General features: G+C 65.8%; 25 protein-coding genes and 1 other RNA gene. 12 read left to right on the top strand and 14 right to left on the bottom strand.

What is annotated here, in order from left to right; genetic code table 11:
- Positions 1 to 278: 278 nt before the first annotated feature.
- From ompA to ssrA, 5 genes are all read left to right on the top strand, one after another.
- On the top strand, positions 279 to 860 hold the full coding sequence (ompA, locus tag QEP15_RS06620; RefSeq protein ID WP_056322232.1) for an outer membrane protein OmpA: 582 nt from the start codon (positions 279 to 281) through the stop codon (positions 858 to 860).
- A gap of 148 nt (positions 861 to 1,008) precedes the next feature.
- Positions 1,009 to 1,737, top strand: a complete 729-nt coding sequence (ubiG, locus tag QEP15_RS06615) for a bifunctional 2-polyprenyl-6-hydroxyphenol methylase/3-demethylubiquinol 3-O-methyltransferase UbiG (protein WP_056322229.1) — start codon at positions 1,009 to 1,011, stop codon at positions 1,735 to 1,737.
- Positions 1,734 to 2,408 (top strand): HAD-IA family hydrolase, encoded by a 675-nt coding sequence (locus QEP15_RS06610; protein WP_062838600.1) that lies wholly within the window; start codon positions 1,734 to 1,736, stop codon positions 2,406 to 2,408. Before ubiG ends, QEP15_RS06610 begins: the two co-directional genes overlap by 4 nt.
- Positions 2,409 to 2,786: 378 nt before the next feature.
- Positions 2,787 to 3,965, top strand: a complete 1,179-nt coding sequence (locus QEP15_RS06605) for an MFS transporter (protein WP_217617711.1) — start codon at positions 2,787 to 2,789, stop codon at positions 3,963 to 3,965.
- Positions 3,966 to 4,057: 92 nt separating this feature from the next.
- Positions 4,058 to 4,446, top strand: a transfer-messenger RNA (tmRNA) gene (gene ssrA / locus QEP15_RS06600).
- 102 nt (positions 4,447 to 4,548) lie between these two features.
- Here the strand turns inward: ssrA and QEP15_RS06595 are convergent.
- On the bottom strand, positions 4,549 to 4,797 hold the full coding sequence (locus QEP15_RS06595; protein ID WP_152383764.1) for a hypothetical protein: 249 nt from the start codon (positions 4,795 to 4,797) through the stop codon (positions 4,549 to 4,551).
- Between QEP15_RS06595 and QEP15_RS06590 the strand changes: the two genes are divergently transcribed.
- Positions 4,796 to 5,116, top strand: coding sequence for a hypothetical protein (locus QEP15_RS06590; RefSeq protein WP_175156259.1), 321 nt, complete (start codon positions 4,796 to 4,798; stop codon positions 5,114 to 5,116). The genes QEP15_RS06595 and QEP15_RS06590 overlap by 2 nt on opposite strands.
- Positions 5,117 to 5,533: 417 nt before the next feature.
- Here the strand turns inward: QEP15_RS06590 and QEP15_RS06580 are convergent, their stop codons facing one another.
- The 5 genes from QEP15_RS06580 to QEP15_RS06560 all read right to left on the bottom strand — a co-directional run bounded on the left by QEP15_RS06580 (position 5,534) and on the right by QEP15_RS06560 (position 9,875).
- Positions 5,534 to 6,448 (bottom strand): DUF4434 domain-containing protein, encoded by a 915-nt coding sequence (locus QEP15_RS06580; RefSeq protein ID WP_227741187.1) that lies wholly within the window; start codon positions 6,446 to 6,448, stop codon positions 5,534 to 5,536.
- Between the two features lie 90 nt (positions 6,449 to 6,538).
- Positions 6,539 to 6,952, bottom strand: coding sequence for a YidB family protein (locus tag QEP15_RS06575; protein ID WP_056322216.1), 414 nt, complete (start codon positions 6,950 to 6,952; stop codon positions 6,539 to 6,541).
- Between the two features lie 128 nt (positions 6,953 to 7,080).
- A complete protein-coding gene (locus tag QEP15_RS06570) occupies positions 7,081 to 8,322 on the bottom strand; it encodes a lytic murein transglycosylase (protein ID WP_152383761.1) in 1,242 nt (413 codons plus the stop codon).
- Positions 8,319 to 9,035, bottom strand: a complete 717-nt coding sequence (locus tag QEP15_RS06565; RefSeq protein ID WP_152383760.1) for an MOSC domain-containing protein — start codon at positions 9,033 to 9,035, stop codon at positions 8,319 to 8,321. The genes QEP15_RS06570 and QEP15_RS06565 overlap by 4 nt, the downstream gene beginning before the upstream one ends.
- Before the next feature lie 15 nt (positions 9,036 to 9,050).
- Positions 9,051 to 9,875 (bottom strand): ferritin-like domain-containing protein, encoded by an 825-nt coding sequence (locus QEP15_RS06560; RefSeq protein ID WP_280148580.1) that lies wholly within the window; start codon positions 9,873 to 9,875, stop codon positions 9,051 to 9,053.
- Positions 9,876 to 9,971: 96 nt separating this feature from the next.
- Between QEP15_RS06560 and QEP15_RS06555 the strand changes: the two genes are divergently transcribed.
- Positions 9,972 to 11,105 (top strand): GNAT family N-acetyltransferase, encoded by a 1,134-nt coding sequence (locus tag QEP15_RS06555; protein ID WP_152383758.1) that lies wholly within the window; start codon positions 9,972 to 9,974, stop codon positions 11,103 to 11,105.
- 29 nt (positions 11,106 to 11,134) lie between these two features.
- Here the strand turns inward: QEP15_RS06555 and QEP15_RS06550 are convergent, their stop codons facing one another.
- Both QEP15_RS06550 and QEP15_RS06545 read right to left on the bottom strand, forming a co-directional pair.
- Positions 11,135 to 11,605 (bottom strand): cyanophycin metabolism-associated DUF1854 family protein, encoded by a 471-nt coding sequence (locus QEP15_RS06550; protein WP_056322203.1) that lies wholly within the window; start codon positions 11,603 to 11,605, stop codon positions 11,135 to 11,137.
- A gap of 23 nt (positions 11,606 to 11,628) precedes the next feature.
- On the bottom strand, positions 11,629 to 13,914 hold the full coding sequence (locus tag QEP15_RS06545; protein ID WP_152383757.1) for a cyanophycin metabolism-associated ABC transporter: 2,286 nt from the start codon (positions 13,912 to 13,914) through the stop codon (positions 11,629 to 11,631).
- A gap of 259 nt (positions 13,915 to 14,173) precedes the next feature.
- On the opposite strand from QEP15_RS06545, the gene cphA (QEP15_RS06540) reads away from it, so the two are divergent.
- The 5 genes from cphA (QEP15_RS06540) to QEP15_RS06520 all read left to right on the top strand — a co-directional run bounded on the left by cphA (QEP15_RS06540) (position 14,174) and on the right by QEP15_RS06520 (position 20,774).
- Positions 14,174 to 16,789, top strand: a complete 2,616-nt coding sequence (gene cphA / locus QEP15_RS06540; RefSeq protein ID WP_152383756.1) for a cyanophycin synthetase — start codon at positions 14,174 to 14,176, stop codon at positions 16,787 to 16,789.
- Between the two features lie 63 nt (positions 16,790 to 16,852).
- A complete protein-coding gene (cphA, locus tag QEP15_RS06535; RefSeq protein WP_152383755.1) occupies positions 16,853 to 19,423 on the top strand; it encodes a cyanophycin synthetase in 2,571 nt (856 codons plus the stop codon).
- A 545-nt stretch (positions 19,424 to 19,968) separates the two neighbouring features.
- Positions 19,969 to 20,169 carry a CsbD family protein gene (locus QEP15_RS06530; RefSeq protein ID WP_006218180.1) on the top strand — a complete coding sequence of 67 codons (201 nt, stop codon included), beginning with the start codon at positions 19,969 to 19,971 and terminating at the stop codon, positions 20,167 to 20,169.
- A gap of 27 nt (positions 20,170 to 20,196) precedes the next feature.
- Complete coding sequence (locus QEP15_RS06525) at positions 20,197 to 20,361, top strand: DUF1328 domain-containing protein (RefSeq protein ID WP_006389411.1); 165 nt, start codon at positions 20,197 to 20,199, stop codon at positions 20,359 to 20,361.
- Positions 20,362 to 20,435: 74 nt separating this feature from the next.
- A complete protein-coding gene (locus QEP15_RS06520; RefSeq protein WP_056322192.1) occupies positions 20,436 to 20,774 on the top strand; it encodes a BON domain-containing protein in 339 nt (112 codons plus the stop codon).
- Between the two features lie 92 nt (positions 20,775 to 20,866).
- Here the strand turns inward: QEP15_RS06520 and QEP15_RS06515 are convergent, their stop codons facing one another.
- The 6 genes from QEP15_RS06515 to phaR form a co-directional block, all read right to left on the bottom strand.
- On the bottom strand, positions 20,867 to 21,739 hold the full coding sequence (locus QEP15_RS06515; RefSeq protein ID WP_152383754.1) for a PhzF family phenazine biosynthesis protein: 873 nt from the start codon (positions 21,737 to 21,739) through the stop codon (positions 20,867 to 20,869).
- Between the two features lie 75 nt (positions 21,740 to 21,814).
- A complete protein-coding gene (locus QEP15_RS06510; RefSeq protein WP_280148579.1) occupies positions 21,815 to 23,239 on the bottom strand; it encodes a 4Fe-4S binding protein in 1,425 nt (474 codons plus the stop codon).
- A 40-nt stretch (positions 23,240 to 23,279) separates the two neighbouring features.
- The gene (locus QEP15_RS06505; RefSeq protein ID WP_062838576.1) at positions 23,280 to 24,128 is read right to left on the bottom strand and encodes an FTR1 family iron permease; all 849 of its coding nucleotides are present in this window, start codon (positions 24,126 to 24,128) and stop codon (positions 23,280 to 23,282) included.
- Between the two features lie 14 nt (positions 24,129 to 24,142).
- The gene (locus tag QEP15_RS06500; RefSeq protein ID WP_056322182.1) at positions 24,143 to 24,466 is read right to left on the bottom strand and encodes a cupredoxin domain-containing protein; all 324 of its coding nucleotides are present in this window, start codon (positions 24,464 to 24,466) and stop codon (positions 24,143 to 24,145) included.
- A gap of 32 nt (positions 24,467 to 24,498) precedes the next feature.
- Positions 24,499 to 25,035, bottom strand: coding sequence for an iron transporter (locus QEP15_RS06495; RefSeq protein WP_152383752.1), 537 nt, complete (start codon positions 25,033 to 25,035; stop codon positions 24,499 to 24,501).
- A gap of 219 nt (positions 25,036 to 25,254) precedes the next feature.
- Positions 25,255 to 25,821: a polyhydroxyalkanoate synthesis repressor PhaR gene (gene phaR, locus QEP15_RS06490; RefSeq protein WP_056322176.1), complete on the bottom strand. Its 567-nt coding sequence runs from the start codon at positions 25,819 to 25,821 to the stop codon at positions 25,255 to 25,257.
- Positions 25,822 to 25,933: the final 112 nt, after the last annotated feature.

The raw sequence follows: 25,933 nt of genomic DNA, 5'->3' as shown, positions 1-25,933 counted from the left end.
CCGCCCGGCCAAGCCCACCCGCGCCCCGCGGCCCTGTTGTCAAAAACCAACATGGGAAACGGCAGGAGTGCCGAAAACGTCATATCCAGCATTAATGCGCCTGTCCAGGGAAGCCAAAGCCCCCCAAATGCCTTAAGATTGTTTCCAGCACGCAGGAAACCCAGTAGCTATTCCTTTGAACCAGCTCTTGGCGTTGCTATACTGGCCCCGTTTTCCTGATATGCGGCGGGGGTTCGCTGCGAGTCACTTATCCAGCTTCAAGCTCAACGAGGAGAAACATGAACAAACCCTCCAAATTCGCTCTGGCGCTCGCCTTCGCCGCCGTCACGGCCTCTGGTGTAGCTTCCGCGCAAACCGTGGACAACTGGCGCAACCCGTTCGGTAACGTTTGGAAGAACGGTACGAACGAACTGTGCTGGCGCGATGCCTTCTGGACCCCGGCCACCGGCATCCCCGGTTGCGACGGCGTCCCGGTTGCCCAGCAGAAGGCGAAGCCGGCCCCGATGGCGGCAAAGGTCGTGTTCAATGCTGACACGTTCTTCGACTTCGACAAGTCGACCCTGAAGCCCGAAGGTCGCCAACTGCTGCAGCAAGTCGCTCAGCAAGCCAGCACCATCGATCTGGAAACGATCATCGCCGTCGGCCACACCGACTCGATCGGTACCGAACAGTACAACCAGAAGCTGTCCGAGCGCCGCGCCGCTTCGGTCAAGGCTTACCTGGTCAGCCTGGGCATCGACCCCAACCGTATCTATACGGAAGGCAAGGGCGAACTGCAGCCGATCGCTTCCAACAAGACGAAGGAAGGCCGCGCCCAGAACCGTCGCGTTGAGATCGAAATCGTGGGTAGCCGCAAGTAATTGCTGGACTAGCTACAATAAAGGGGCCTCGCATAGCGAGGCCCTTTTTTTCGCCTGCGCCGCGCCCATCGGGTGCGGTGCCGAGCCCTCTCCTCGCCTAGCGCGCTGGACCCCTCTATATATAGAGCAGCCTTACGCCGGACCGCCCATGAACACGCAAACTCACGACACCGCGCAAGCCTCCGTCAACGCCGACCAGGCCGAAATCGACAAGTTCAGCGCCCTGGCCAGCCGCTGGTGGGATCCCGAAAGCGAGTTCAAGCCGCTGCACGCCATCAATCCGCTGCGCCTGGAGTGGATCCAGGAATGCGCGGGCAGCCTGGCCGGCCGCAAGGTGCTGGACGTGGGCTGCGGCGGCGGCATCCTGTCGGAAGCCATGGCCCGCAGCGGCGCCGAGGTGACCGGCATCGACCTGGCCGACAAGTCCCTGAAGATCGCGCGCCTGCACGGTCTGGAATCGGGCGTGAAGGTGGAGTACCGCAAGGTGCCCGTCGAGGAACTGGCCGCCGAGCAACCCGGCCAGTACGACGTGGTGACCTGCATGGAAATGCTGGAACACGTGCCGGATCCCGCCTCGATCGTGCGCGCGTGCTCGACCCTGGTGAAACCGGGCGGTTGGGTGTTCTTTTCGACCCTGAACCGCAACGCCAAGTCCTTCGTGTTCGCCATCATCGGCGCGGAATATGTCCTGCGCCTTCTGCCGCGCGGCACGCATACCTACGACCAGTTCATCAAGCCGAGCGAACTGTCGGCCGCGGCGCGCGGCGCCGCGCTGGAGCCGGTGAGCATGCGCGGCATGGAATACAACCCGATCACCCAGATCTACTCGCTGTCGTCCGACACCTCGGTCAACTACCTGATGGCTACCCGTAAATGAGCGCCCTGATCCTGTTCGATTTCGACGGCACCCTGGCCGACACCGCCCCCGACCTGGCAGCCGCCGCGAACCGGCAACGCACCCGCCGCGGCCTGGAGCCAATGGCTTACGAGGCGCTGCGTCCCGTGGCGTCCCAGGGCGCGCGAGGCCTGCTGCGCGTGGCGCTGGACCTGCAACCGGGTCATCCGGACTACGAGCCCACCCGCCTGCAGTTCCTGGAAGACTACGCCGCCAGCTCGACGGTGCACAGCAAGCTGTTCCCGGGCATCGAGGAGCTGCTGGCCGATATCCGCAATCGGGGCATGTCCTGGGGCATCGTCACCAATAAGGTCACCTACCTGACCTTGCCGATCGTCGAATTCCTGGACCTGACGCGCGACAGCGCCGTGCTGGTTTGCGGCGACACCACCGCACACGCCAAGCCCCACCCCCTGCCCCTGCAGCACGCCGCGCGCGAAGCGGGCTTTGAGATCGACCGCTGCGTCTACGTCGGCGACGACCTGCGTGACATTCAGGCTGCCCACGCCGCCGGCATGCCCGCCGTGGCGGCTGCCTATGGCTACGTGGGCGAAGAAGACAACGTCATCGCCTGGCAGGCGGAAACCTGCGCCAATTCGCCCACGGAATTGTGGGCGGCCATCGAGCCCTTGCTGCCGCGCGATCTGCGCTGACCGTCGCGCACGGGCGGCCCGGCGGCTGCCCGTCCCGCCGGGGCGGCGCCCGCACCTGCCGGGTGCCCGCCACTGTTCGGCCTTATTAGCGCAACTGACCGAACAATCTATCCGGACGCCGGGGCTTTATCCGCCCCGCAATCTCCCCTAAAGTGTGAACCGTACACCGCGCTCCGGTTTTTTCGGATCGCTTCGCTACCGGCGCATGCCGGCGTCGTGGCCCGAGCAGGCCGCGGCGATTTCCCCGTGCTGACGGCCCTCAGCGTCCCGTCGCACCGTGCCCCGCCCGCCTGGCGTGGCGCACGCCAGACCTTTTAGACCTTGCCTTCAACTCCCTGCACGCGCGGCGACTTCCGGCCTCGCGCCCAAGGAATGCCTATGCTTTTGCCCATCCTGCTTCTTTCCGCCGCCGGCTTCACCATCCTGACCACCGAGTTCCTGATCGTGGGCCTCCTGCCCGGCCTTGCCCGCGACCTGAACGTGACCGTTTCCCAGGCCGGCCTGCTGGTGACCCTGTTCGCCTTCACCGTCGCGGCGACCGGCCCCCTGCTCACCGCCCTCATGGCCAACATGGAGCGCAAGCGCCTGTTCATCGGCGTGCTGGTCCTGTTTGGGCTGTCCAATGCGCTGGCGGCGGTGGCGCCCAACATCTGGATCATGGCGATCGCCCGCTTCGTGCCGGCGCTGGCGCTGCCGGTGTTCTGGTCGCTGGCCAGCGCCACCGCCGTGGAACTGGTGGGACCGGCACGCGCCGGACGCGCCATCTCGACGGTGGCCTTCGGCATTGTGGCCGCCACGGTGTTCGGCATTCCCATCGGCGTGCTGATCTCGGACGCCTTCGGATGGCGCGCCGCATTCTGGGTGCTGTCCGCGGTGGCATTCGCCAAGGCCCTGCTGCTGCTCCTGACCTTTCCCAGCACGCGCGTCAGGGCCGACAGCGTGCGCCTGGTCACGCAATTGCGCATCCTGCGCGATCCCATGGTGGTCAGTCACGTGTTGCTGTCGCTGCTGGTGTTCACGGGCATGTTCACCGCCTACACCTACCTGGCCGACATGCTCGAGCGCATGGGCGGGTTTGACGGCGAGACCGTCGGCTGGACAATGATGGCGTTCGGCGCGGTCGGACTGGCCGGCAACACGCTGGGCGGGCGCCTCGTGGACCGCAGCCCGCTGGGCGCCACGGCCCTTTTTTCGGCGCTGATGGCCGTGGGCCTGACGTTCGTTGCACCCGCCATGCAGTCGCATGGCCTGCTGGCCGTGGCGCTGGGAATCTGGGGCATCGCCCAGGCCGCGCTGTTCATCGTCTGCCACGTGCGGCTGATGAAGTCCGCCCCCGAAGCGCCCGCCTTTGCCGCGTCGCTGAACATCTCGGGCGCCAACATCGGCATCGGCCTGGGCGCCGTGGTGGGCGGGCACGTGATCGACCACTACGGCCTGACGGCGCTGGGCGGCGCAGCCGCCATCATCGTGGCGGTTTCCGTGGGCCTGGCCGCGCTGATGATGGCGGCGGCGCGCGGCCGTCGTCAGTCCAAGGCGGCGTGCGCCAACGCCGTCTGAGCCGGCGCCGGTGTCCAGGCCGCCACGCCGGTTCCGGCGGGCAATTGCGCGATGGCAGGCTATTGCGTTTGACAGTACAATAGGAAGTTCTTGGGGCCGATCCGGATTCGACGTGGGTCGCGAAACAACTCAGGGCATGCCGAGCACCAGTACGCTCGTTAAACCACTGGAACACTACAAACGCCAACGACGAGCGTTTCGCTCTCGCCGCTTAAGCGGTGAGCCGCTGCACTGATCTGTCCTTGGGTCAGGCGGAGGAAGGCAACTTCCTAGGGGGGTAACCCTCGAACCGCAGCAGCGACATTCACAAGGAATCGGTCTGCGCTGGGGTCACACGGCTCAGATTTAAATTACGTGAATCGCTTTGGTCCGGCCTGTCGGTTGGCTAAGTCCAAAGTTAAAACCAAATAAATCGACTACGCATGTAGAACTGGTTGCGGAGGGCTTGCGGACGGGGGTTCAATTCCCCCCGGCTCCACCAAATTCCGTTCAGCAACGTCAGCTGAAACCAAAAATCCTCAAGGGTGCAAATCCTTGAGGATTTTTTTCGTCTGGGCCCGGCTGGCGCGCCGGCATTGCGGCGTCACTGCCGGTTGATCCAGTCTTGCGCGCCCTCAATGAACCACGGCAGATTCAAGCGTTCGCCCTCGCCGGACTGGATGGTCAGGCGCTGACCGGACGGGTTGGATTCTGCCCCTGCGGGGGAATCCAACGGCCGGCTGCGGTAGTCCACGTTGCTGCGCGGTTGCTGCGGCGTGTCGGCGCAGGCTGCGAGGGAGGCGAGGGCTGCTCCGGCAAGGAGCAGCCGCATCGCTGCGTGATGTGTCTTCATGGTGTGCGGGTTCCTGCTGGCGGCACAGGCCGGTGTGCCGGGCAATAAGGCCTTCCCCGTACCTTACTCGCATTGGGCTGCCCGCGTCAGCCTGCCCCCATCCGGCTGCCGCATCGACGACCAGATCAAGCTGCACGGCTACCGCATCGAACTGGCGGACTGGACGCACACGCTGGGCCGCCGGTCCTCGTTTGTGCGGGCGATCAATCCGCACGTGAATCCGCTGCAGGCGCAGGTCGCCCAAGGTCCGGTGCAGGAGATCGGCCCAGACCGGCAAGCCACCACCTACGCCATCGTGCAGGGGCAACCAGCCCTTTGACGTGCGCATCGACGGCAAGCTCGCCGGCACGCTGCAGGTGGCGCCCGACACGTTCAGCACGCTGGTGCCGCGGCGCGACGGCGGCAGGCTGTCCTTCAGCGCCATCGACGACAGTGCCGGCCTTGCAACCCAGTCACGCGCTTCATTGCCAGCGAGATCGCACCCCACTATGCCGAGTAGGAAGCCGGTGGCGTGACTCCGCGCGCGCTGTGGCGGCGCTCGGGTGAAGAGGGGTTGCTCAACTGCGCGCTGCCGGACCCCTATGGGGCAGGCGGCGACTTCGGTCATGCGGCCGCGTGATCGACTACCAGAACACCCGCTTCAACAGGCGAATGCGCGCGCGCTGCGCATCTTCGGGGGCACGAGCGAGGTCATGCTGGAAATCATCGGCCACAGCTTCAATTGACGCGGCGCGCGTCAGACGCGCGCGTCCATCCAGGCCTGCATCAAGGCCTGCGCCTCGGGCGTATCGCCGATCACCCACGGGTCCAGCGCGAAAGCCACGATGCGCTTGGCGCCATAGCCGCGCGCCACTTCCCATTGCTCGTACACCCGGGGAAAGTCGGCCGAACGGGCCTTGAACGTCGAGCCGTCAGTCGACCCCGACGGCAGTTCCTCGAAGAGCTCCAGGATCAGGTCGAACGACGCACGGCGTTCCAGCAGCATGTCGTGCAGCGGCGCCAGCGCGCGCAGATTGTCCATTCCCGCCACGCCCACGCCATCCTGGATCATGGGATGGATACCCACGTGGTCAAGAATGCGGCTCCACAGTGTCGCCAGCGACCCGTTGCCCGGCAGCCGGCTGAAATAGGTGGAGATGCAGGGCACGTTGCCGCTGGTCTCCTGCGCCGCGCGCGATAGCGCGTCCAGCCACGGCAGCAAGAGCGACTGCCGCTCGTCGGACGCCCAGTTGTACTGTTCCAGCTCATACGGCAGATACCATCCGCGGAAGGCGCGGCGCTGGTTCCAGCCGGATTCGCGCATGTACGCGCTGCCGCGCTCGCGTGTCTGGTCCAGGAAGGCGGCCAGCGCGGGGGTGTCGCCCCGGGCCAGCACGTCCCACCAGCGCTGGTCGTACGGCAGGCCGACGTGGATGCCCAGGCCCTGGTGCGCGGCTTCGTCGAACAGCGTGTCCAGCAGCGCGCCGGGCGCCATCCAGTCGTCTGGCCGCCCGCCTTCCAGGCCGGTCCATTGCAGGAAGATCTCGCGGCTGCCCAGCCGGCGGAAACTGCGCAGCCGCAGCCGCCAGTCGTCAGGCGTCAGGTCCGCGTGGCTGCGCCAGAGCTGCAGGAACGTGGCATTTACGGAAACTGGCGGCGAGCATGCCGCCAAGGGCGCCAGCGCGCCGAGGGCCAGCGCCTGAAACAGGCGCCGGCGCAGGGGGGACTTGAGCCGCGGATGTTCCAGAAGACTGCCCTGCCCTTATCCGCGGTTGCCGAAAATGCCCGAAAGCGAACCCAGCAGATCGGCCGGGTTGAAGGATTGGCCGGGTTGCACCGCGCCGTCAGGCGTGGCCTTGTCGACCAGTTGCGGCAGCAGGGCCGACAGGGAATCCAGCACGGCGCTCTCGTCTTGCCCCGTCTTGGCGGCCAGTTCGTTCACGACGCCGGGATCCAGCACGGCGCCGAGCTGGCTCGGGCTGACGGGCAGGTTCTGACCCGTGCCCACCCATGACGCCACGACTTCGCCCAGTCCGCCCTTCTGGAAGCTGGCGATCAGCCCGGTCAGGCCGCCGGGGTACTTGTTCAGTTGTTCGATCAGCGCGGGCAGCAGCGAGGCCGATCCGCCTTGCTGACCGCCGCCGGCCATCGAGGCCAAAGTGTCCAATAGGCTCATTGCCGCGCTCCTGAAAAAGTCGGGAAATCAGTATAGGCCCATGAAAAGCGCGGTGTGCGTCAATGCTGTTGCCGCCGGCGACGACTTTGCAAAAGTTGTAAATCGCGCGCGTGGCCACGCGATCCGGTTCATCCTTTGGCCGGGGCCGCCGATGCCCGCAGCGCCTTCAACGCCTTCTGGCCCGCGCGCCCGTCCGGCGGCAGTCCCAATTCGCGCTGGGCGGCCTGCAAGGCCTGGCGCGTACGGGCGCCGATCATGCCGTCGGGTTCGCCCAGGTCGTAACCCCGGGCGATCAATAGGCGCTGCAGTTCGCGCCGCTCGGCGCGTGACAGGCCAGGATCGTCCGTCGGCCAGGCCTGCAACAGCGGACCGCCGCCCCGCAAACGGTCCGACAGATGCGCGATCGCCAGCGCGTAGCTTTCGGCCGCGTTGTACGAGTACAAGGCGTCGAAGTTGCGCGTGACGAGGAACGCCGGGCCGTTGCGGCCGGCCGGCAGCAGCAGTCCGGCAGGGGTGTCGCCCGCCGGCAACGCCTGCCCGTCGGCGCGCGTCACGCCCTGTCTGGCCCACGCGGACATCGGGCGTTTGTTCTTGCGGCCTGCCCCGGCTGTATCCAGCCCGGCCGGCAGCTTGACCTCATAGCCCCAGACCAGTCCCGGATTCCAGCCCGCGCGCTTGAGGAAATTGGCCGTCGACCCCAGCGCATCCGGCACGCTGTCGACCAGATCCCGGCGGCCATCGCCGTCAAAGTCCACCGCCAGCCGCAGGTAGGTGGACGGCATGAACTGCGTCTGGCCGAAGGCGCCCGCCCAGGATCCGACAAGACGCTCGGGCGCAATGTGCTCGTCCTGGATGATCTTCAGCGTGGCAAAGAACTCGCCGCGGAAATACGCCTGCCGCCGGCCGTAGCACGACAGCGTGGACAGCGAGGTCAGCAACGGCCGGCCGCCCAGCGTGCGGCCGAAATTGCTTTCCACGCCCCACACCGCGGCGATGGTGGCCGGGTCCACGCCATAGCGCACCGAGGCCCGGTCCAGCTCGGCCTGCCAGCGCGCCATGCCGGCCTGCCCGTCGGCCACGCGCTCGTCGTCCACCAGGCCCGCCATGTAGTCCCAGATGGGCGTCTTGAATTCCGGCTGCGCGTCCAGCAGATCGATCACCGCCATGTCGGGCACAAGCTGGGCGGTATGCGTGTCGAACGTCGCGCCCGAGACGCCGGCCTTCAAGGCGGGCGCCCGCAGTGTCGACAGGCAGGCGGCAAAGGAGTCGGCCGCCAGCGCCGCAGGCGCGGGCAGGATCAGCGCGGCGGTCGTCATTGCGGCGGTCGTCACCGCGGCGCGGGCGCGCGCGCCGCTCAACAGGGATTTCATGCTTGGGATTCCTTGGGAGGTGCGATCGCGGCATCGCCTTGCAGGCGCCGCGTCCAGTCTTCGACTTCACCGGCACGGGCGCGCTTTTCAAACAGGGCACGCCAGTTGGGCGACAGTTCGGGCAGCGCGGCAAGGGCGTGCAGCACGTCGGGAGCGAGCACCCGGCGGTTCAGGATGTCCTGCACGCGCGCCAGCGTCCATTGCGGATGCAGCCGCTGCGCAAGCGTGAGGGTGTCGCCAGCCGACAGCCAGCCCGTCTGCAGCACGCGGTAATACCAGCCCGTCATGCCGCTGGCCTGAACCTGCGCGGCCATGCCCTTGTGCTGGAACCGGTGGTCCAGTTTCCAGCATGGCTGGCGCGCCTGCGACACCTGGATCAGCGCCGTGCCCGCGCGATAGATGTCGCCCACGCATACGTCGCTTTCGGTCATGCCGGTCGTGGAAAGATTTTCGCCGAAGGCGCCGGGCGCACGCAGCACGGCGCGTTCGCCCAGCGCCTGGCGCCACGCGGGATAGTGGTCGCGCGCATAGTGATGCAACGCCTTTTCCGGGCCGCCATGAAAGCGCCGGTCCGCCTGTTCGTCCCCGTCCAGCCCTTCCAGGCCCAGCCAGCGCCGTTCGGCAACCGGCTGCTTGTCGATGCCGCTATCGCGTCCCGAATCGCCCAGCGGCCGCACCGCGCCCGTCAGCAGGGCCTCGATCGTGATGTTCATCTTTCCGTCTTCCAATCAGCCGGCCTGTAGCGCGGCAAGCTCGTCGTCGTCGAATCCAGCGGCGCGCCGCGCCTCCAGGTTGAAGGGGCCACGCAGGCGGGGCGCCTGATAGCGCGCCGCCAGTTCCGCGTAGCAGGCAACCGGCTCCTTGCCCGCCAGCGCGCACTGCTGCTTGTACCAGTGATTGCCGATCGCGACATGGCCGATCTCGTCGCGCAGGATGATGTCCACGATGGCGGCGCTTTGCGCATCGCCCGCGCCCGCCAGCTTGTTCCGGATCATGGGAGACGCGTCCAGACCGCGCGCTTCGAGCGTGCGCGGCACCAGCGCCAGGCGCGCCAGCAGGTCGTCCCGCGTGCGCTCGGCCATGTCCCACAAGCCGTTGTGCGCGGGAAAGTCGCCATAGGCGAATCCCAGCGCGTCCAGCCGCTGGCGCAGCAGGTCGAAATGCAGCGCCTCTTCGCGCGCCACGCGCAGCCAGTCGCGGTAGAAGGCCTGGGGCATGCCGGCAAAACGCCACATGATGTCCAGCGCCAGGTTCACGGCGTTGAACTCGATGTGGGCCAGCGCGTGCAAGAGCGCCGCGCGGCCCTCCTGCGTGGCCATGGAACGCTGGCTGACCTGGGCCGGCGGGACCAGTTCGGGCCGCGGCGGGCGGCCGGGCAATCCCGCGACCGGCGCAAAGACGCGTGCGCAATCGAGCCGCGCATCGTCGGCAATGGCGTGCACGCGCGCCAGCTTCTCGGGCCATGCCGTGGCGGCCAGCGCCGCCAGCGCCTGAGCGCGGATGCAACGCGCATCGTCCTCCTGCCCGCCGGGGGCCGTCTTGCTGCTGTCCATGTTGCCGTCGTTCCCGGGCGCCGCCTGGGCGCCTCAAATCCCTGTCATTGCCATGGCTTGCACGCCAGGCATTGCCGAAGACTTTATCATTCGCGGATGGATCCCTTGCGCCTTACCTTGGAAACCGATCTGTCCCGCATCGACGCCCGCCAATGGGACGCGCTGGCCGGGGATCAGCCTTTTCTGCGCCACGCCTTTCTGCTGGCGCTGCACGAGACCGGCTGCGCGTCGCGCCAGACGGGCTGGGCGCCGCATTTCATGGCGCTGTGGCGGGACGATGTGCTGGCCGGAGCGGTGCCGCTCTACCTGAAGTCGCATTCGCGCGGCGAGTATGTGTTCGACTACGCGTGGGCCGACGCCTTTCAGCGGCACGGCATGCGCTACTACCCGAAGCTGTTGTCGGCCATCCCGTTCACGCCGGTCACCGGCCCGCGGCTGTTGGCGGCCAACGACGAAGACCGCGCGACGCTGGTGCGCGGGCTGGTCGCGTTTGCCGAAGAGGTCAACGTGTCGTCGCTGCACCTGCTGTTCCCCATCGACGCCGACGTGCGCGCGTTGCGGGATGCTGGCTTCATGATCCGCGAGAGCGTGCAGTTTCACTGGACCAATGCGGGCTACGCCGAATTCGACGCGTTCCTGTCCGCCATGAGCCACGACAAGCGCAAGAAGATCCGCCAGGACCGCAAAAAGGTCGCGGCAGCGGGCCTCGCGTTCCGCTGGCTGCGCGGCGGCGAAATTGGCGTGGAGGAACTGGATTTCTTCTACAGCTGCTACTGCCGCACCTACTTCAACCACGGCAACCCGCCCTACCTGAGCCGCGAGTTCTTCGAGCAGGCTCATCGCGACCAGCCCGACGCCTTCGTGCTGATCCTGGCCGAACGCGACGGCGAGCCGGTGGCGTGTGCCCTCAACCTGGCGGGCGGCGACGCCCTGTACGGGCGCTACTGGGGCGCGACGGAATACGTGCCGGGACTGCATTTCGAGACGTGCTACATGCAGTCGATCGCGTATTGCATCGCGCATGGCATTGCGCGCTTCGAAGGCGGCGCGCAGGGCGAACACAAGATGGCGCGCGGGCTGCTGCCTACGCCGACGTGGTCAGCGCACTGGGTGGCGCACCCGGGTTTTGCCGAGGCGATCCAGAACTTCCTGGACGAGGAAACCGCGGCAGTGACGGACTATCTGGGCGAACTGGAATCGCATACGCCGTTCAAGGGGCCGGGTGTCTGACACCGACTTTAAAAAGCCCGCCTGAACCGTCAGAGAAACCGGTCCAGCAGCTTGCGGCTGTGCTTGTCCAGCGACTGGATGTCGCGCACCAGATAGAAAATGCCGTGATTGTCGGCGATGAGCAGCGTCTGCGCGGACAGGCGGCGGATGTCTTCTTCGCCGCGCAGCGTGAACGAGGTGGCGCCGCGGTCGGTCTCGACCTTCCAGACGCTGGGCGTGGCGTAGGTGGACACGCTGGTCAGCTTGCGGATCTCGGGCATGAACTCGCGGCTGGCGAGTTCTTCTTCGATCAGGGCGCGCGGCTCGGCGGGGACGTCGGACAGGTGTTCGATCCACAGCAGCTCATGCCCGTCGCTGGTCACCAGCGACAGGCCGCGGCCCGCCTCGCTGATCGGGAAGGCGCGCACCGGCAGGACGCCTTCATGCGATTCGCCGTCGGCGGACTGGAACTCCAGCCGGCCAAAGGCGTTGCGGCGCAATTGAAAGAACGGCAAGGTCATGGCGAGGTTATTCCGTTTCCGCGTCAGGCCACGGCGGCCATGTCTTCGCTGCCCGACGCCTGGGCGTCGGCTTCCGCCTGGCGCGCCTGCGCCTGATAGAGGCGGTAGTAGGCGCCCTCGCGGGCCATCAGTTCTTCGTGCGGGCCCTGCTCCACGATCTGGCCGCGGTCCAGGACCACCAGGCGGTCGGCCTTGCGCAGCGTGCTCAGGCGGTGCGCGATCGCAATCGTGGTGCGGCCGCGCACCAGGTTGTCCAGGGCCTTCTGAATCTCTTTCTCGGTCGTGGTGTCCACCGACGACGTCGCTTCGTCCAGGATCAGGATGCGCGGATCGATCAACAGCGCGCGCGCGATCGAGATGCGCTGGCGTTCGCCGCCCGACAAGGCCTGACCGCGTTCGCCCACCAGCGAGTCGTAGCCGTGCGGCAGGCGCAGGATGAACTCGTGCGCATGCGCGGCGCGCGCCGCGGCCACGATCTCGTCACGGGTGGCGTCAGGCCGGCCGTAGGCGATGTTCTCGGCAATGGTGCCGAAGAACAGGAACGGCTCCTGCAGCACCAGCCCGATATTGCGGCGGTAGTCGGCCACGCGGACCGAACGGATGTCGGCACCATCGACCAGCACCGCGCCTTCGGATACGTCGTAGAAGCGGCAGATCAGGTTGATCAGCGTGCTCTTGCCGGAACCGCTGTGTCCCACCAGCCCGATCATTTCGCCCGGCGCGATAGTCAGGTTCAGCCCGCGGATGACCTGGCGGTTGCCATAGCGGAAACCGACGTCGCGCAGCTCGATGCGGCCATTGATGTGCGGCAGCTTGGCGGGGTTTTGCGGCTCGGGCACGCTGGACACATGGTCCAGGATGTCAAAGATGCGCTTGGCGCCGGCAGCGGCCTTTTGCGTGACCGACACGATGCGGCTCATGGAATCCAGGCGCATGTAGAAACGCCCGATATACGCCAGGAACGCGGCCAGCACGCCCACGGTGATCTGCTTTTGCGAGACCTGCCAGATGCCGAAGATCCACACCACCAGCAAACCGACTTCGGTCAGCAGCGTGACGGTGGGCGAGAACAGCGACCACGTGGTGTTGACGCGATCGTTGACTTCCAGGTTGCGGTTGTTGGCTTCGCGAAAGCGCGCGACTTCGCGTTTTTCCTGCGCAAACGCCTTGACCACGCGAATGCCGGGAATGGTGTCGGCCAGGACGTTGGTGATCTCGGACCAGATGCGGTCGACTTTTTCGAAGCCGTGGCGCAGGCGGTCGCGCACGGCATGGATCATCCAGATGATGAACGGCAGCGGCACCAGCGTGACCAGCGCAAGCCACGGATTGATGCTGATCAGGATGACCGCCGTCATCGCGATCATGAGGATGTCGGTGGCGAAGTCCAAGAGGTGCAGCGACAGGAACACGCAGATGCGGTCGGTTTCGCTGCCGATGCGCGAGATCAGGTCGCCGGTGCGCTTTCCGCCGAAATACTCAAGCGAAAGCTGCTGCAAGTGCGCATAAGTGGTGGTGCGCAGATCGGCCCCGATACGTTCGCTGACCCAAGCCAGAATGTACGTGCGCGCCCAGCCCAGGCCCCACGCCAGGATCGCCGATCCCAGCAGACCGCCCAAATACAGGCGCACCAGGCTGTAATCGATGGGTGCGCCGTTCTGGAACGGGATCAGCACGTCGTCCATCAAGGGCATCGTCAGGTACGGCGGCACCAGCGTGGCCGCGGTGCCCAGCAATGTCAGCAGAAAGCCGGCAAACAGCGGGCCGCGATAGGGCCGCGCAAACCGCCACAGCCGCAGCAGCGCCCAGGTGGTCGACGGCGCGGCCTGTTCCTGGTTGCAGGTCGGACATTCTTCCTCGCCCGCGGGAATGACGTTATTACAGATGGTGCAGGTGCGCTCTTCCAGCGCTTCGGCCTGTTTGCCCGACAAACGGATGGACTGCTGGGTTTCAAACTGCGCCAAAAGCCGTAACGCCGCGGGATTGCACGCCAGCGTGAACCGCCAGACGGCTAGGCGCGCGCTGTCATCATGCAGTTCCAGCACGGCGGCGCCGGCATGGTCGGTGAGGGATAGCTTCAGTTGGGGGCCATATGGCCAGGATTCCCAACCGGAATCGTCGGGAAGGCGGGCGATCAGCCGTTTATCGGTGACGGCGACCAGTCCCGGCTGGAACTTCAAGCGCTGATCGAGGTCTATTTCGACCCAGGCCAGAAGGGTTTCGTCATCCGCCAGTTCGGTGCGGATTTCATCCCGCCAGCGGGCAGGAAATGCGTCGGCAAGGCCGGAAAGCAGGTTTGGTTTTTTCATTGGAACGCATACCGGGCCAGGACTCTGCCCTACTAGGCGGCAACCGGTTTGACGCCAGGGGCGGCAAACGTGTCCCTTCCTTACAACACCACGAGTTCACGCCATGAAGGCGTCGTATAGTATCAGCCGATTTTTCTAATTAGGAACATCTGGGATCCCCCACTCGTTGGCATTATTCTTAAGGCGCAACCCCAATAAAATCGCGGTCTTGCATAGGGGCGTCCGCGCGTGCCAACCTGCTTCTCGAGCGAATTAAAACATGAAAAAGAAAGACATTGAATTTATCGATGTCGTGGCTTTGCGCGGCCCGAACATTTGGACGTATCGTCCCGTCCTTGAAGCATGGGTGGATATCGGCGAACTGGAGGACTACCCCTCCAACACGATTCCCGGATTTTATGAGCGCCTGACCGAATGGTTGCCGACCCTGATCGAGCACCGGTGCAGCCCCGGCGTGCGAGGCGGTTTTCTGGCACGCCTGAAGGAAGGCACCTGGCCCGGCCACATTCTCGAGCACGTCACGCTGGAACTGCAGAACCTGGCGGGCCTGCGCGGCGGCTTTGGCAAGGCGCGCGAAACCTCCAAGCGCGGCGTCTATAAAGTGGTGGTTCGCGCCTGGCAGGAACAGGTCACCCGCACCGCGCTGAATGAAGCGCGCGACCTCGTCATGGCCGCCATCGAAGACCGCCCGTTCGACGTGTCCGCCACCGTCGCCAAGCTGCGCAGCCTGGTCGACCGCCATTGCCTCGGCCCCAGCACCGCGTGCATCGTGGATGCGGCCGACGACCGCGACATTCCGTATATCCGCCTTTTTGAGGGCAACCTCGTCCAATTCGGCTACGGCTCGGCGCAACGCCGCATCTGGACGGCCGAGACCGATCGCACCAGCGCCATCGCCGAGGGCATCTCGCGCGACAAGGACCTGACCAAGGAGCTGCTGTCGACCTGCGGCGTGCCGGTGCCCGAAGGGCGCCTGGTCGACAGCGAGGAAGACGCCTGGGACGCCGCCGAAGACATCGGCCTGCCCGTGGTGGTCAAGCCCTACGACGGCAACCATGGCCGCGGCGTCTTCACCAACCTGACGACCCGCGAGGAAGTGGTGTCGGCCTACCGCGTCGCCGTGGACGAAGGCAGCGGCGTCATCGTTGAACGCTTCGTGCTGGGCAACGAACACCGCCTGCTGGTGGTGGGCAACCGCATGGTCGCCGCTGCCGCCGGCGAACCGGCGTGGGTCACGGGCGACGGCAAGTCCACGGTCACCGAACTCATCGATAGCCAGATCAACACCGACCCGCGCCGCGGCCGCACCGAGAACCATCCGCTCAATTTTGTGCGCCTGGATTCCGCCGCCCGGCTGGAAATCGCGCGCCAGGGCTTCACCGAAGACAGCGTTCCACCCGAGGGCCAGCGCGTGCTGGTGCAGCGCAGCGGCAACGTCGCATTCGACGTGACCGACCGCGTCCACCCCAGCGTCGCGGCCACTGTGACGCTCGCGGCACGCATCGTCGGCCTGGACATTGCCGGCGTGGACCTGGTGGCCGAAGACATTACGCGCCCCCTGGACGAACAGCGCGGCGCCATCGTCGAAGTCAACGCCGGCCCGGGTCTCCTGATGCACCTGAAGCCCGCCGACGGCGCGCCGCGCCCGGTGGGCCGCGCCATCGTCGATCACCTCTTCCCGGAGGGCGAGGCTGGCCGCATTCCCATCGTCGGCGTGACCGGCACCAACGGCAAGACCGTCGTCGCCCGCCTTGTGGCGCGCCTCTTGCACCTGTCGGGCAAGCGCACGGGCCTGGCGTGCAGCGAAGGCCTGTATCTGGACCGCCGCCTGGTGCAAAAGGGCGACCGCGCCGACTACGCGTCGGGCACGCGCCTTCTGATGAACCGCAACGTGGACGCCGCCGTCATCGAGAACGACAGCGGCGTGATCCTGGGCCAAGGCCTGGCCTACGACCGCTGCCAGGTCGGCGTCGTCACCAACATCGATGACGGCGACCATCTGGGCGACTACGACATCAACGAAACCGAGCGCCTGTTCAACGTGTTCCGCACGCAGGTCGACGTCGTCCTGCCCGATGGCGTGGCCGTGCTGAATGCACGCGATCCGCGCGTGGTCGAAATGGCCGAGCTCTGCGACGGTTCCGTGATCTTCTTTGGCATCGACCCCGCCCTGCCCGCCATCGTGCAGCACCTGGCCCAGGACGGGCGCGCGGTATTCGTGCGCGACGGCAGCATCGTGCTGGCCCGAGGCAGCCATGAGGAACGCCTGGCCGACGTCGCCGCCATTCCGCTGACGCATGGCGGCCGCGTGGCCTTCCAGGTCGAAAACGTGCTGGCGGCCGTGGGTTCGGCCTGGGCGCTGGACATTCCCGTTGAATTGATCCGCGCCGGCATCGAGACCTTCGACATCGATCAGGCGGATGCCCCGTGGCAGTTCACGCTGTTCGAGCGCAATGGCGCGACCGTCGTCGTGGACGACGTGCACAACGCGTCGGCGCTGCGCCCGCTGATCGCCGCCATCGAGCAGTTTCCTTCCGCCAAGCGCGCCGCGGTCTACTCGGCCGGCGCGGACCGCCGCGACGCAGACCTGATCGAGCAAGGCAAGCTGCTGGGCGACGCCTTCGACCGCGTGGTCCTCTACGACGACGCGACGGTGCGCAGCAAGCGACCCGAGGGCGAGGCGCGCGCGCTGCTGCGCCAGGGCCTGGCGCAGGGCAGCCGCGTCAAGGACATCCAGGAAGAGCCTGACCACGGCAAGGCCATCGCCAGCGTGCTCGATGGCATCGGAAGCGGCGACTTCGCCCTGCTGCAGTCCGACGAGGCGTTCTCCGGCCCGACCATCGACCTGGTCCGCCGCTGGATCCAACAACACTGACACTATTGCGCACGCGTCCGCCCCCCCGTGGCGGACGCGCGCCAGACGACAGGAAACCCTGCCATGGAAGTCTCCCGTATCCGAGCATTGCGCGGCCCCAACCTGTGGAGCAAGAACACCGCCATCGAGGCCATCGTGTCTTGCAGCGATGCCGAATGCTCCATCGATAACCTGCCCGAGTTCGAAGCCCGCCTGCGCGCGCGCCTGCCGCAGACCGGATTGCTGCGTCCCGAAGGCCATCAGGGCGCGGTGTCGATCGCGCATGTGCTGCAGATCGTCGCGCTGACGATGCAGGCGCACGCCGGCTGCCCCGTCACGTTCGGCCGCACCGCCTCCACCATCGAGCCCGGCGTGTTCCAGGTCGTGGTCGAGTACAGCGAAGAAGAAGTCGGCAAGCTGGCCATGGAACTGGCCCAGGACCTCGTGCGCGCCGCGCTCGATGACACGCCGTTCGACATCGCCGACGCCTTGAAGCGTCTGCGCGAACTGGACGAAGACGTCCGCCTGGGACCCAGCACCGGCTCCATCGTGAACGCCGCCACGGCGCGCAACATCCCGTACCGCCGCCTGACGCAAGGCAGCATGGTGCAGTTCGGCTGGGGCAGCAAGCAACGCCGCATCCAGGCCGCGGAAACCGATCTGACCAGCGCCATCTCGGAATCCATCGCGCAAGACAAGGACCTGACCAAGATGCTGCTGGACGCCGCCGGCGTGCCGGTGCCGATGGGCCGTTCCGTAACCAGCGCCGAAGAGGCCTGGGAAGCGGCGCAGGAACTGGGCGGTCCGGTCGTGGTCAAGCCGCGCGACGGCAGCCAGGGCCGCGGCGTTGCGGTCAATATCGAGACCCGCGAGCGCGTGATCCAGGCCTTTGAAGTGGCCGAGGAAATCAGTTCCGAGGTCATCGTCGAACGCTACATTCCCGGCCACGATTTCCGCCTGCTGGTGGTCGGCGGCGCGCTGGTGGCGGCCTCGCGCCGCGATCCTCCGCAAGTCACGGGCGACGGCCAGCACACGATCCGCCAACTGGTCGATCAGGTCAACGCCGACCCCTTGCGCGGCGATGGCCACGCCACGTCGCTGACCAAGATCCGCTTTGACGACATCGCCCTGGCGACGCTGAAAAAACAAGGCTTTGACGCCGATTCCGTGCCGCCCGCCGGCACGCTGATTTTCCTGCGCAACAACGCCAACCTCAGCACGGGCGGCTCGGCCACCGATGTGACCGACGAGGTCCATCCGGAAATGGCGGCGCGCGCAGTGTCCGCGGCCCGCATGATCGGCCTGGACATTTGCGGCGTGGACGTGGTGGCCGAAAGCGTGCACTACCCGCTCGAAGAGCAGCACGGCGGCGTGGTCGAGGTCAACGCCGCGCCCGGCCTGCGCATGCACCTGAACCCCTCGTTCGGCAAGGGCCGCGCGGTGGGCGAAGCCATCATCGCCAACATGTTCGCGGACGGTGAGGACGGCCGCATCCCGGTCGTGGCCGTCGCGGGCACCAACGGCAAGACCACCACGGTGCGCCTGACCGCGCATCTGCTGGGCGTGGCCGGCAACCGCGTGGGGATGACGAACTCCGACGGCGTGTACGTGGACAACCTGCGCATCGACACCGGCGACTGCAGCGGCCCGCGCAGCGCGCGCAGCGTGCTGATGCATCCGGACGTGGACGCCGCCGTGTTCGAAACCGCGCGTGGCGGCATCCTGCGCGAAGGGCTGGCGTTCGACCGCTGCAACGTCGCCATCGTCACCAACATCGGCATGGGCGATCACCTGGGGCTGGGCTACATCAGCACGGTCGAGGACCTGGCCGTGGTCAAGCGCGTGATCGTCCAGCATGTGCATCCGAGCGGCATGGCGGTGCTGAACGCGGCCGATCCGATCGTGGCCGAAATGGCGTCGAGCTGCCCGGGCGCGATCACCTACTTTGCCGAAGACCGCAATCATCCCGTGCTGGCCACGCACCGGGCGCAGGGCCTGCGGTCGGTGTATCGCGATGGCGATGCCATCGTGGCGGCGCAGGGCGCCGACGAAGTGCGCTTCCCGCTGGCCGAGATTCCGCTCACCCGCAACGGCACGATCACCTTCCAGGTCGAGAACGCGATGGCGTCGATTGCTGCGGCATGGGCGCTGAACCTGGGCTGGGACGTGGTGCGCCGCGGGCTGGCCACGTTCGTCAACGATGCGCAGACGGCGCCAGGCCGCTTCAACGTGTTCGATTACCGCGGCGCGACCGTGATCGCCGACTACGGCCACAATCCCGACGCCATCCAGGCGCTGGTGCGTGCGGTGGACGCCATGCCGGCCAAGCGCCGCTCGGTCGTCATCAGCGGCGCGGGCGACCGCCGCGACGAAGACATCCGCATGCAGACCGAGATCCTGGGCGCCGCCTTCGACGACGTGCTGCTCTACCAGGATCAATGCCAACGCGGCCGCGAGGACGGCGAAGTGCTGGCCTTGCTGCAGCAGGGCCTGGTGGGCGCCAGCCGCACCACGCACATCGACGAGATCCACGGCGAGTTCCTGGCCATCGACACGGCGCTGTCGCGTCTGAACCCGGGCGATCTGTGCCTGATCCTGGTGGATCAGGTGGAAGAAGCGCTGGCGCACATCGCCCAGCGCATCGCGCAACCCTGACCGGGTCGCGGGATGAAGACGGGGCGCTCAGGCGCCCCGTTTTTTTGTCCTGACCGCCTTAGCCCTGCGGCGCGGCCACGGGCGCCGAAGCCTGATACCTGTCGGTCACATGGGTGCATCCCACGGCAGCCATGGCGCCCAGCGCCAGCAAGATCGCGCTGCAAAGTCGTTTCGTCATGCGGGCTTTCTCCCTTCGGATGTGTCGAACCGCCAGCCGGTTCCCCGTGGACTATACCGGCCCGCGGATCGCCCGGCCACCCGCGCCATTGCTGGCGTTCGAGCGGATCGGTTACTAGCCGCGCTCAAAAGGGGTCAAATCGTTGCTCAAATGTAACTCGGCACCCTTGCTCCGGGGACGCGATTTCTCGTCTCAAACACGGGGCTTTTTCCACATTGGCGCAGTTACATTTCTCCACAGCGTCGTTTGACAGCCCCAGGGGGCGACTCGTAGCTTAGAACCTAGCTGATCAGTACCCAACACACCGCGTCACGGCAGCTTCATAGGCCATGAACCTGCCGCCGCACGTAACCAGAGAGAGGTCACCATGAACAACGACATCATCGCCGGAAAGTGGAAGCAACTGACGGGCAAGGCCAAGGCGGCTTGGGGTGAACTCACCGACGACGAGCTGACCCGCACCGAGGGCAATGCCGAACGCCTGGCTGGTCTGATCCAGGAGCGCTACGGCAAGACCAAGGACGAGGCGCAAAAGGAAGTCCGGGATTTCTTCGACCGTAATCCCTGATCTACATAAACACCAGGAGAAGCTGTCATGTTGCATTACGCCGTAGTTTTCTTCGTCATCGCGATCATCGCGGCTGTCCTGGGTTTCGGCGGCATCGCCGCCGGCGCCGCGGGGATTGCCAAGATCCTGTTCTTCGTCTTTCTGGTTCTGGCACTGCTGTCCATTCTGGGCGGCGCCTTCCGCAAGAAATAGAACGAGCACCTGAACGTTTTTAGTTAGTCATTGCGTCTCGAACGCGCTGAACACCAATAAAAAGGAGCATTACTATGGAAATTCGCAAGCTGATCGCCGCCGCCGCACTGGGTACGGGCGCTGTCTTCACTTCCATGGCTTTTGCCGCCGACGACGGCAAGCCGAAACAGTCCGTGGGTGAATACGCGTCCGACGCCACCGTGACCACCAAGGTCAAGGCCGCCTTCGTGGCCGACAAGCAGCTGAGCGCGCTGGAAATCGCTGTTGAAACCAACAACGGCGTTGCCACGCTGACCGGTACGGTCGGTACCGCTGCCGAAGCGGATCATGCCGCGACGGTCGCCCGTGGCGTCGAGGGCGTGAAGCAGGTCAAGAACAACATCAAGGTTGATCCGGCCAAGAACCGCAAGTAATCAGGCATCGAACTTTCGACGCCGGATTTGAAAACGGCGCCTGTGAAAACACAGGCGCCGTTTTCACGTTCGCGATCCGGAAAACGCCAATGCTATAGCGTAACGGTCCCTCGCCCGATTTCCAGCGCGCGACCGCCCACCAGGATGCGGCCGTCCGCCGGAACATCGAGCAGCAGGCGGCACGGACGGCCGGTCCGGTCGCCCTGCTCGACCAGCACGCAGGCCGGCAGCGCCGCCTTGCGATGCAGCAGCCAGCCGCCCAGGTTGGCGCAGGCCGAACCGGTGCCGGGGTCTTCGTTGATGCTGCCGCCGGGCTTGGCATAGAAGTAGCGGGACACCACCACCTGCCGCCCCGCCTGAACATTGCCTTCGTCGAAGGCGAACAGATACATCGTCTTGCGCCCCAGGGCGCTGGCCTGCCAGCGGTTCAGCAGCGACACGTCCGGGACCGCGCGCCGCACTGCATCCACGCTGGCAACCGGCACGAGCAACTGGTCCGCGCCGGTGTCGACCCAGATCGGGTCGGCTGCCAGGTCTTCCTCCGACAGTCCCATCAGTTGCGCGATGCCCGCGCGGTCCAACGCCGGCGTGGCCGTGCGCACGCCGTCCGGACAAGGCGCGGTGAAGGTCCAGGCATCGCCCTGCGCCGTCATGGGCACGACGCCCGCCTGAAACTCCAGCGTCACCGCGTCTTCGGCCTGCCGCAGGTCACGCACGACCTGCGCGGTTCCGATGGCCGGATGCCCGGCAAACTTCATTTCAAAGCCCGGCGTGAAGACGCGCACGCGCGCGTCCGCCCGCTCGGACGGCAGGATGAACGTGGTTTCGGACAGATTGAATTGCGCCGCGAGATTGAGCATGGTGGCGTCGTCCATGCCGCGGGCGTCTTCAAAGACGCAGAGCTGATTGCCGCTGAATGTCGAATCGGCAAAGACGTTGAGAAGTCGGAACGCGTAAGTGGCCATGGCGAAAAGCTGAAAGGGATGACGCCGGCAACGCCGGCGCGGTTCCCAACTTTATCGCAGCGCTGGCACGCCCGCTTACCAGACCGCGAAGAACAGCACCCACGCGATGCAGAACGGCGCCAGACCTGCCGCCAGCACCAGGCCCGCGCCGAGCTTGCGCGCCATGCCAACCGGACGCGCGTTCAGCAGGCGGGCGTAGAGACGCAGCGTCCACAGCACCGCCAGCGTCAGCAGCGTGAACCGGACCGGCGTCGCCCATGCCGCCTGCACGCCTTCATGCTTTAGCAACGTGATCGTCGTGGCGGACAGGCCCAGGAACACGCCAATGCCGGCCGACGGAATCAGCGCCTGCGCCAGCTTGTGCAAGCCGGCCCGCCCCCAGCGCGATACCGGTGCATGGGCAGCATGGGAATTAAGGGGCGCCTGCGGCACGGGTGCGGCGGGCGCAATGCGGTCCGCAATCCACAGCGACAGGAATGTCGCGCCACCCACGCACACCGTGGCGCCGACGACAAAAAGCAGGATGCCGGCGCCGTCCAGCCACGAGAAGCTGTCGTTCACGTCGGGGTAATGGGTCAGGATGAACCACGGCGCGTTGTCCATCAGCGGCCACAGGATGTCGTGCTCGACCAGCCACGTCGCGGCCCACTGCTTGGACGTCACGAACCAGGGGCTGGCGCTCCAGAGGAACGCGCCGATCGCAATGCCCATCAGGCCGAAGCACAGCAACGCCGTTTGCCACGGATCGCCATCGGCGACGTGCACGATCTCTTCCTCGGGCGAACGCGGCGTCAGCGCGATGGCGCCGCGATAGCCGCTGCAGCGGCCACAGACGTGGCAGTCGCCCGCGCCCTTCATGTGGCGCAGCGGCACCAGCGGCGCACAGTTGATGGGCTCGATGCGGATGACCGGATGGCGCCACTTTTCTTCGTCGACCTTGAAGTGCCACGGCGCCAGCTTGGCCAGAAGATTGAACACGCCATTGACCGGGCACAGGTACTTGCACCACACACGCTTGCTGCGGCCGTAACGCCAGCCGACGATCATGGCCGCCACGGTGGAGCCGCCCAGCACGGCCAGCACCGCCAGCGGGTACTGGTAGACGCTGACGAGCTGCCCGTAGATGGTCGTCAACGCGAAGGCCACGAACGGCCAGCCGCCCCAGCGCATCCATTTCGGAATGGCGCGGCCCTGGCCGCGCTCGCTGGCCCATTCGGTCAGCATGCCTTCCGGACAGAGCCAGCCGCACCAGGCGCGTCCCAGGATCGGCATGGAGATCAGCACGAACGGCCACCACACGCCCCAAAACGCAAACTGCGCCACGACGGTCAGGTTGTTGAACATCGACGCCGCGTTGTCGGGCAGCGGCAGCAGCGCCGGCACGATCAGCAGGAACGCGTACAACGCGACAATGCCCCACTGCAGCTTGCGCAACAGCGGGGCATGGTCACGGAGGAAGTCGGCGATGCGGGAGGTTGCCCTCCCGAGTGCAGCAGCCATGGTCAAACCTTCAAATATTCAGTCCGGAAAAAAACCGGAATCAGGATGCTCCCCGGGCGGCGGCCACGGGTGCGGGCCGTCCGCCCGCCCAGCGCAGGAGCGCCCAGACGATGATCCAGTAAGCCACCCACAGCAGCACCGAGGTCAGCGCCGGCAGTGCGCGGTAACCCGCGAAGTCGGCCAGCACCTTGCCCACGCCCGTGCTGTCGCTGAGCAGCCAGGAACTGTCCCACACCGGGTCCACGAGGGTCGGCAGGACATCCAGGGAAATCAGGTGATCCAGCCCGCCCACCAGCAGCGAGCCGGCCAGGAGCAGCAGCAGGATTTCGGTCACGAAGAAGAAGCGGCGCCACGTGATGAGCTTGCCGCCCAGTTGCAGCAGCCAGAACGTCAGCAGCGCCACGGCGAAACCCGCGATGCCGGCGACGGCCAGCATCAGCATGTCGCTGCCGCCCTCGCCCGCCGACACCGTGCCGTACAGGAACACGACGGTCTCGCTGCCTTCGCGGGCGACGGCGATGGCAACCAGCACCAGGAGGCCCCACCAGTTGTCGTTCGCCACGGAGGCGCGCGCCCCGCTCTCGAGCTCGCCCTTGAGCGTGCGGCCGTGCTTTTTCATCCACACGACCATCTGCACCACCAGCGCGCACGCCGCCAGCGACATGATGGCCTGGAACCATTCCTGGCCTTCATCGCTGAGCCACGAGGACACGCCCAGCAGCACCAGCGCCAGCGCGACGGCCAGCGCCAGCCCGGCCGCGACGCCGCCCCACAGGTAGGGCAGCCCGCGCTTGCCTTCCGGCGTGGCGCGCAGCCAGGTGTACAGGATGCCCACCACGAGCAGGGCTTCGACGCTTTCGCGCCAGACGATGAAAAGTACCTGTTCCATGCTTTGGTGCCGCGTTATTCCTTGGGCTTGACGACCAAGGTGCCTTTCACGCTCTGGTGAAAGTCGTCAAAAAAGGGATACTCGCCCGGACGCGAGATGGTGATGACCACGAAGGATTTCACCCCCGGTCCCAGGACTTTTTCCTTGCGCAGCGGAATGCTTTCGAATTCCACCGGCTCATTGCTTTCATTGATGAGTTCGATCTTGAAGCGGCCCGCCGGGACTTCGAGCGTGGCAGGCTCGAACGTGCCGTCGGGCTTGAACCGCAAGGTGAACGTGGGCAGCTCGTCCGCCTGCGCGGGCGCCATGCCCGCCACGCCGGCCAGGCCGATCAGCATTGCGGCAAGTACGCGAAGCAGGCGGCGCACGATCAGTAACCGCCCTTCTTGCCGGTGCCGGCGTACACAAATTCATATTCCAGGTCGAACGGCTCGAACCAGTCGGCCACGCCGGTTTCCTTGTCGATGTGGCGGCCGAAGTGGCTCATCTTGTTCGCGGTCGGCGGCAGGATCGTGTACTTGAGCTTGTACTTGCCCGGGCCTTCCAGCTTGATGTTTTCGCCGTAGTGCGGGCCGTCGTTGGCGACCATCGGCATGAACGTACCCTTTTGCACGTTCTGGCTGCCGACCTTCTGGATCTCGTAGTTCACGACCAGGTAAGGCACCCATTCGCCTTCCGGAAAGCCCGTCTTGTTGCCGGCGGTGGCGTGGATGTCGGCCTCCAGGTGCACATCGGAATCCTTGGCCGGACGCATCATTCCGGGCGGATCCATTTCGATCGGCTGCAGGTACACCGCGCCGATTTCCATTCCGCCCTTCTCGACAGGCTTGCCGATGGGGTATTCGGCGGCATGGGCGGCGGACACGCTCAACGCGACAATGGCCAGCGCCAAGGCTTTCTTGATCATGTGCATAATCCTTGAGACACAAAAGAAATAGCGGCTCTCAAAACACAAACAAGAACCGTTTTCATTAATTTAGTGGATTTTGCTGACACAACCCTGAACCTGGGCCGGCTAAAAGTGCCAGATCATTGCGTTCAGTCAATTGGCAAAAAGCCGCCTGGCATTCGCCAAGGCGGCTTTTTTGCACTACGGCGGGCCACATCGGCCCGGCATCTGGCGGGATTACTTGCGGCCGGAGCCCGGGTTGCTGCCCGGCGTGAACGGGAAGGTCGAGAACATGGCGCGGGTCTGATCCTGCATCTGGTCCTGCATCTGCACGAACAGATTTTTGCTCTGGTCGATGTAGTTGTTCATCATGTTCTGCAGCATCGGCGTCTGCACATTCATGAATTGCGTCCAGGCTTCCGGCCCGAACTGGCTGCCGTACAGGCCCTTGGACTGCTCGGCCATGCGCTGCTGGATCTCCATGAAGGCCTGGATGTTCTTCTCGAGGTAAGAACCCATGATGCCTTGCATGGCGTGGCCGTAGAAACGGATGATCTGCGACAGCATGTTCGAAGAGAACATGGGCATGCCGCCGCTCTCCTCTTCAAGAATGATCTGCAAGAGAATGCTGCGCGTGAGGTCTTCGCTGCTCTTGGCGTCGACGACCTGGAATTCCTCGTTGGCCAGGACCAGTTGCTTGACATCTGCCAGGGTGATGTAGGTGCTGGTCCGGGTGTCGTATAAGCGACGGTTGGGGTATTTTTTAATCAGGCGCAGGCTGGCGCCGGGTTGTGCTTGCGTCATGGTTGTCCCCGGATCGGGCGATCTCTTTAGGCTTCGAATAATGTGAGTGTAATGCCGTACGGCCCTCTGCCCGAAGCCGTACAGCGCCAGCGGGCCGCCCGGAGGCGGCCCA

The organism is Achromobacter mucicolens (assembly GCF_029866465.1).
Taxonomy (GTDB): Bacteria; Pseudomonadota; Gammaproteobacteria; order Burkholderiales; family Burkholderiaceae_B; genus Achromobacter; species Achromobacter mucicolens.
This window is presented reverse-complemented; position numbering and strand designations above follow the sequence as displayed.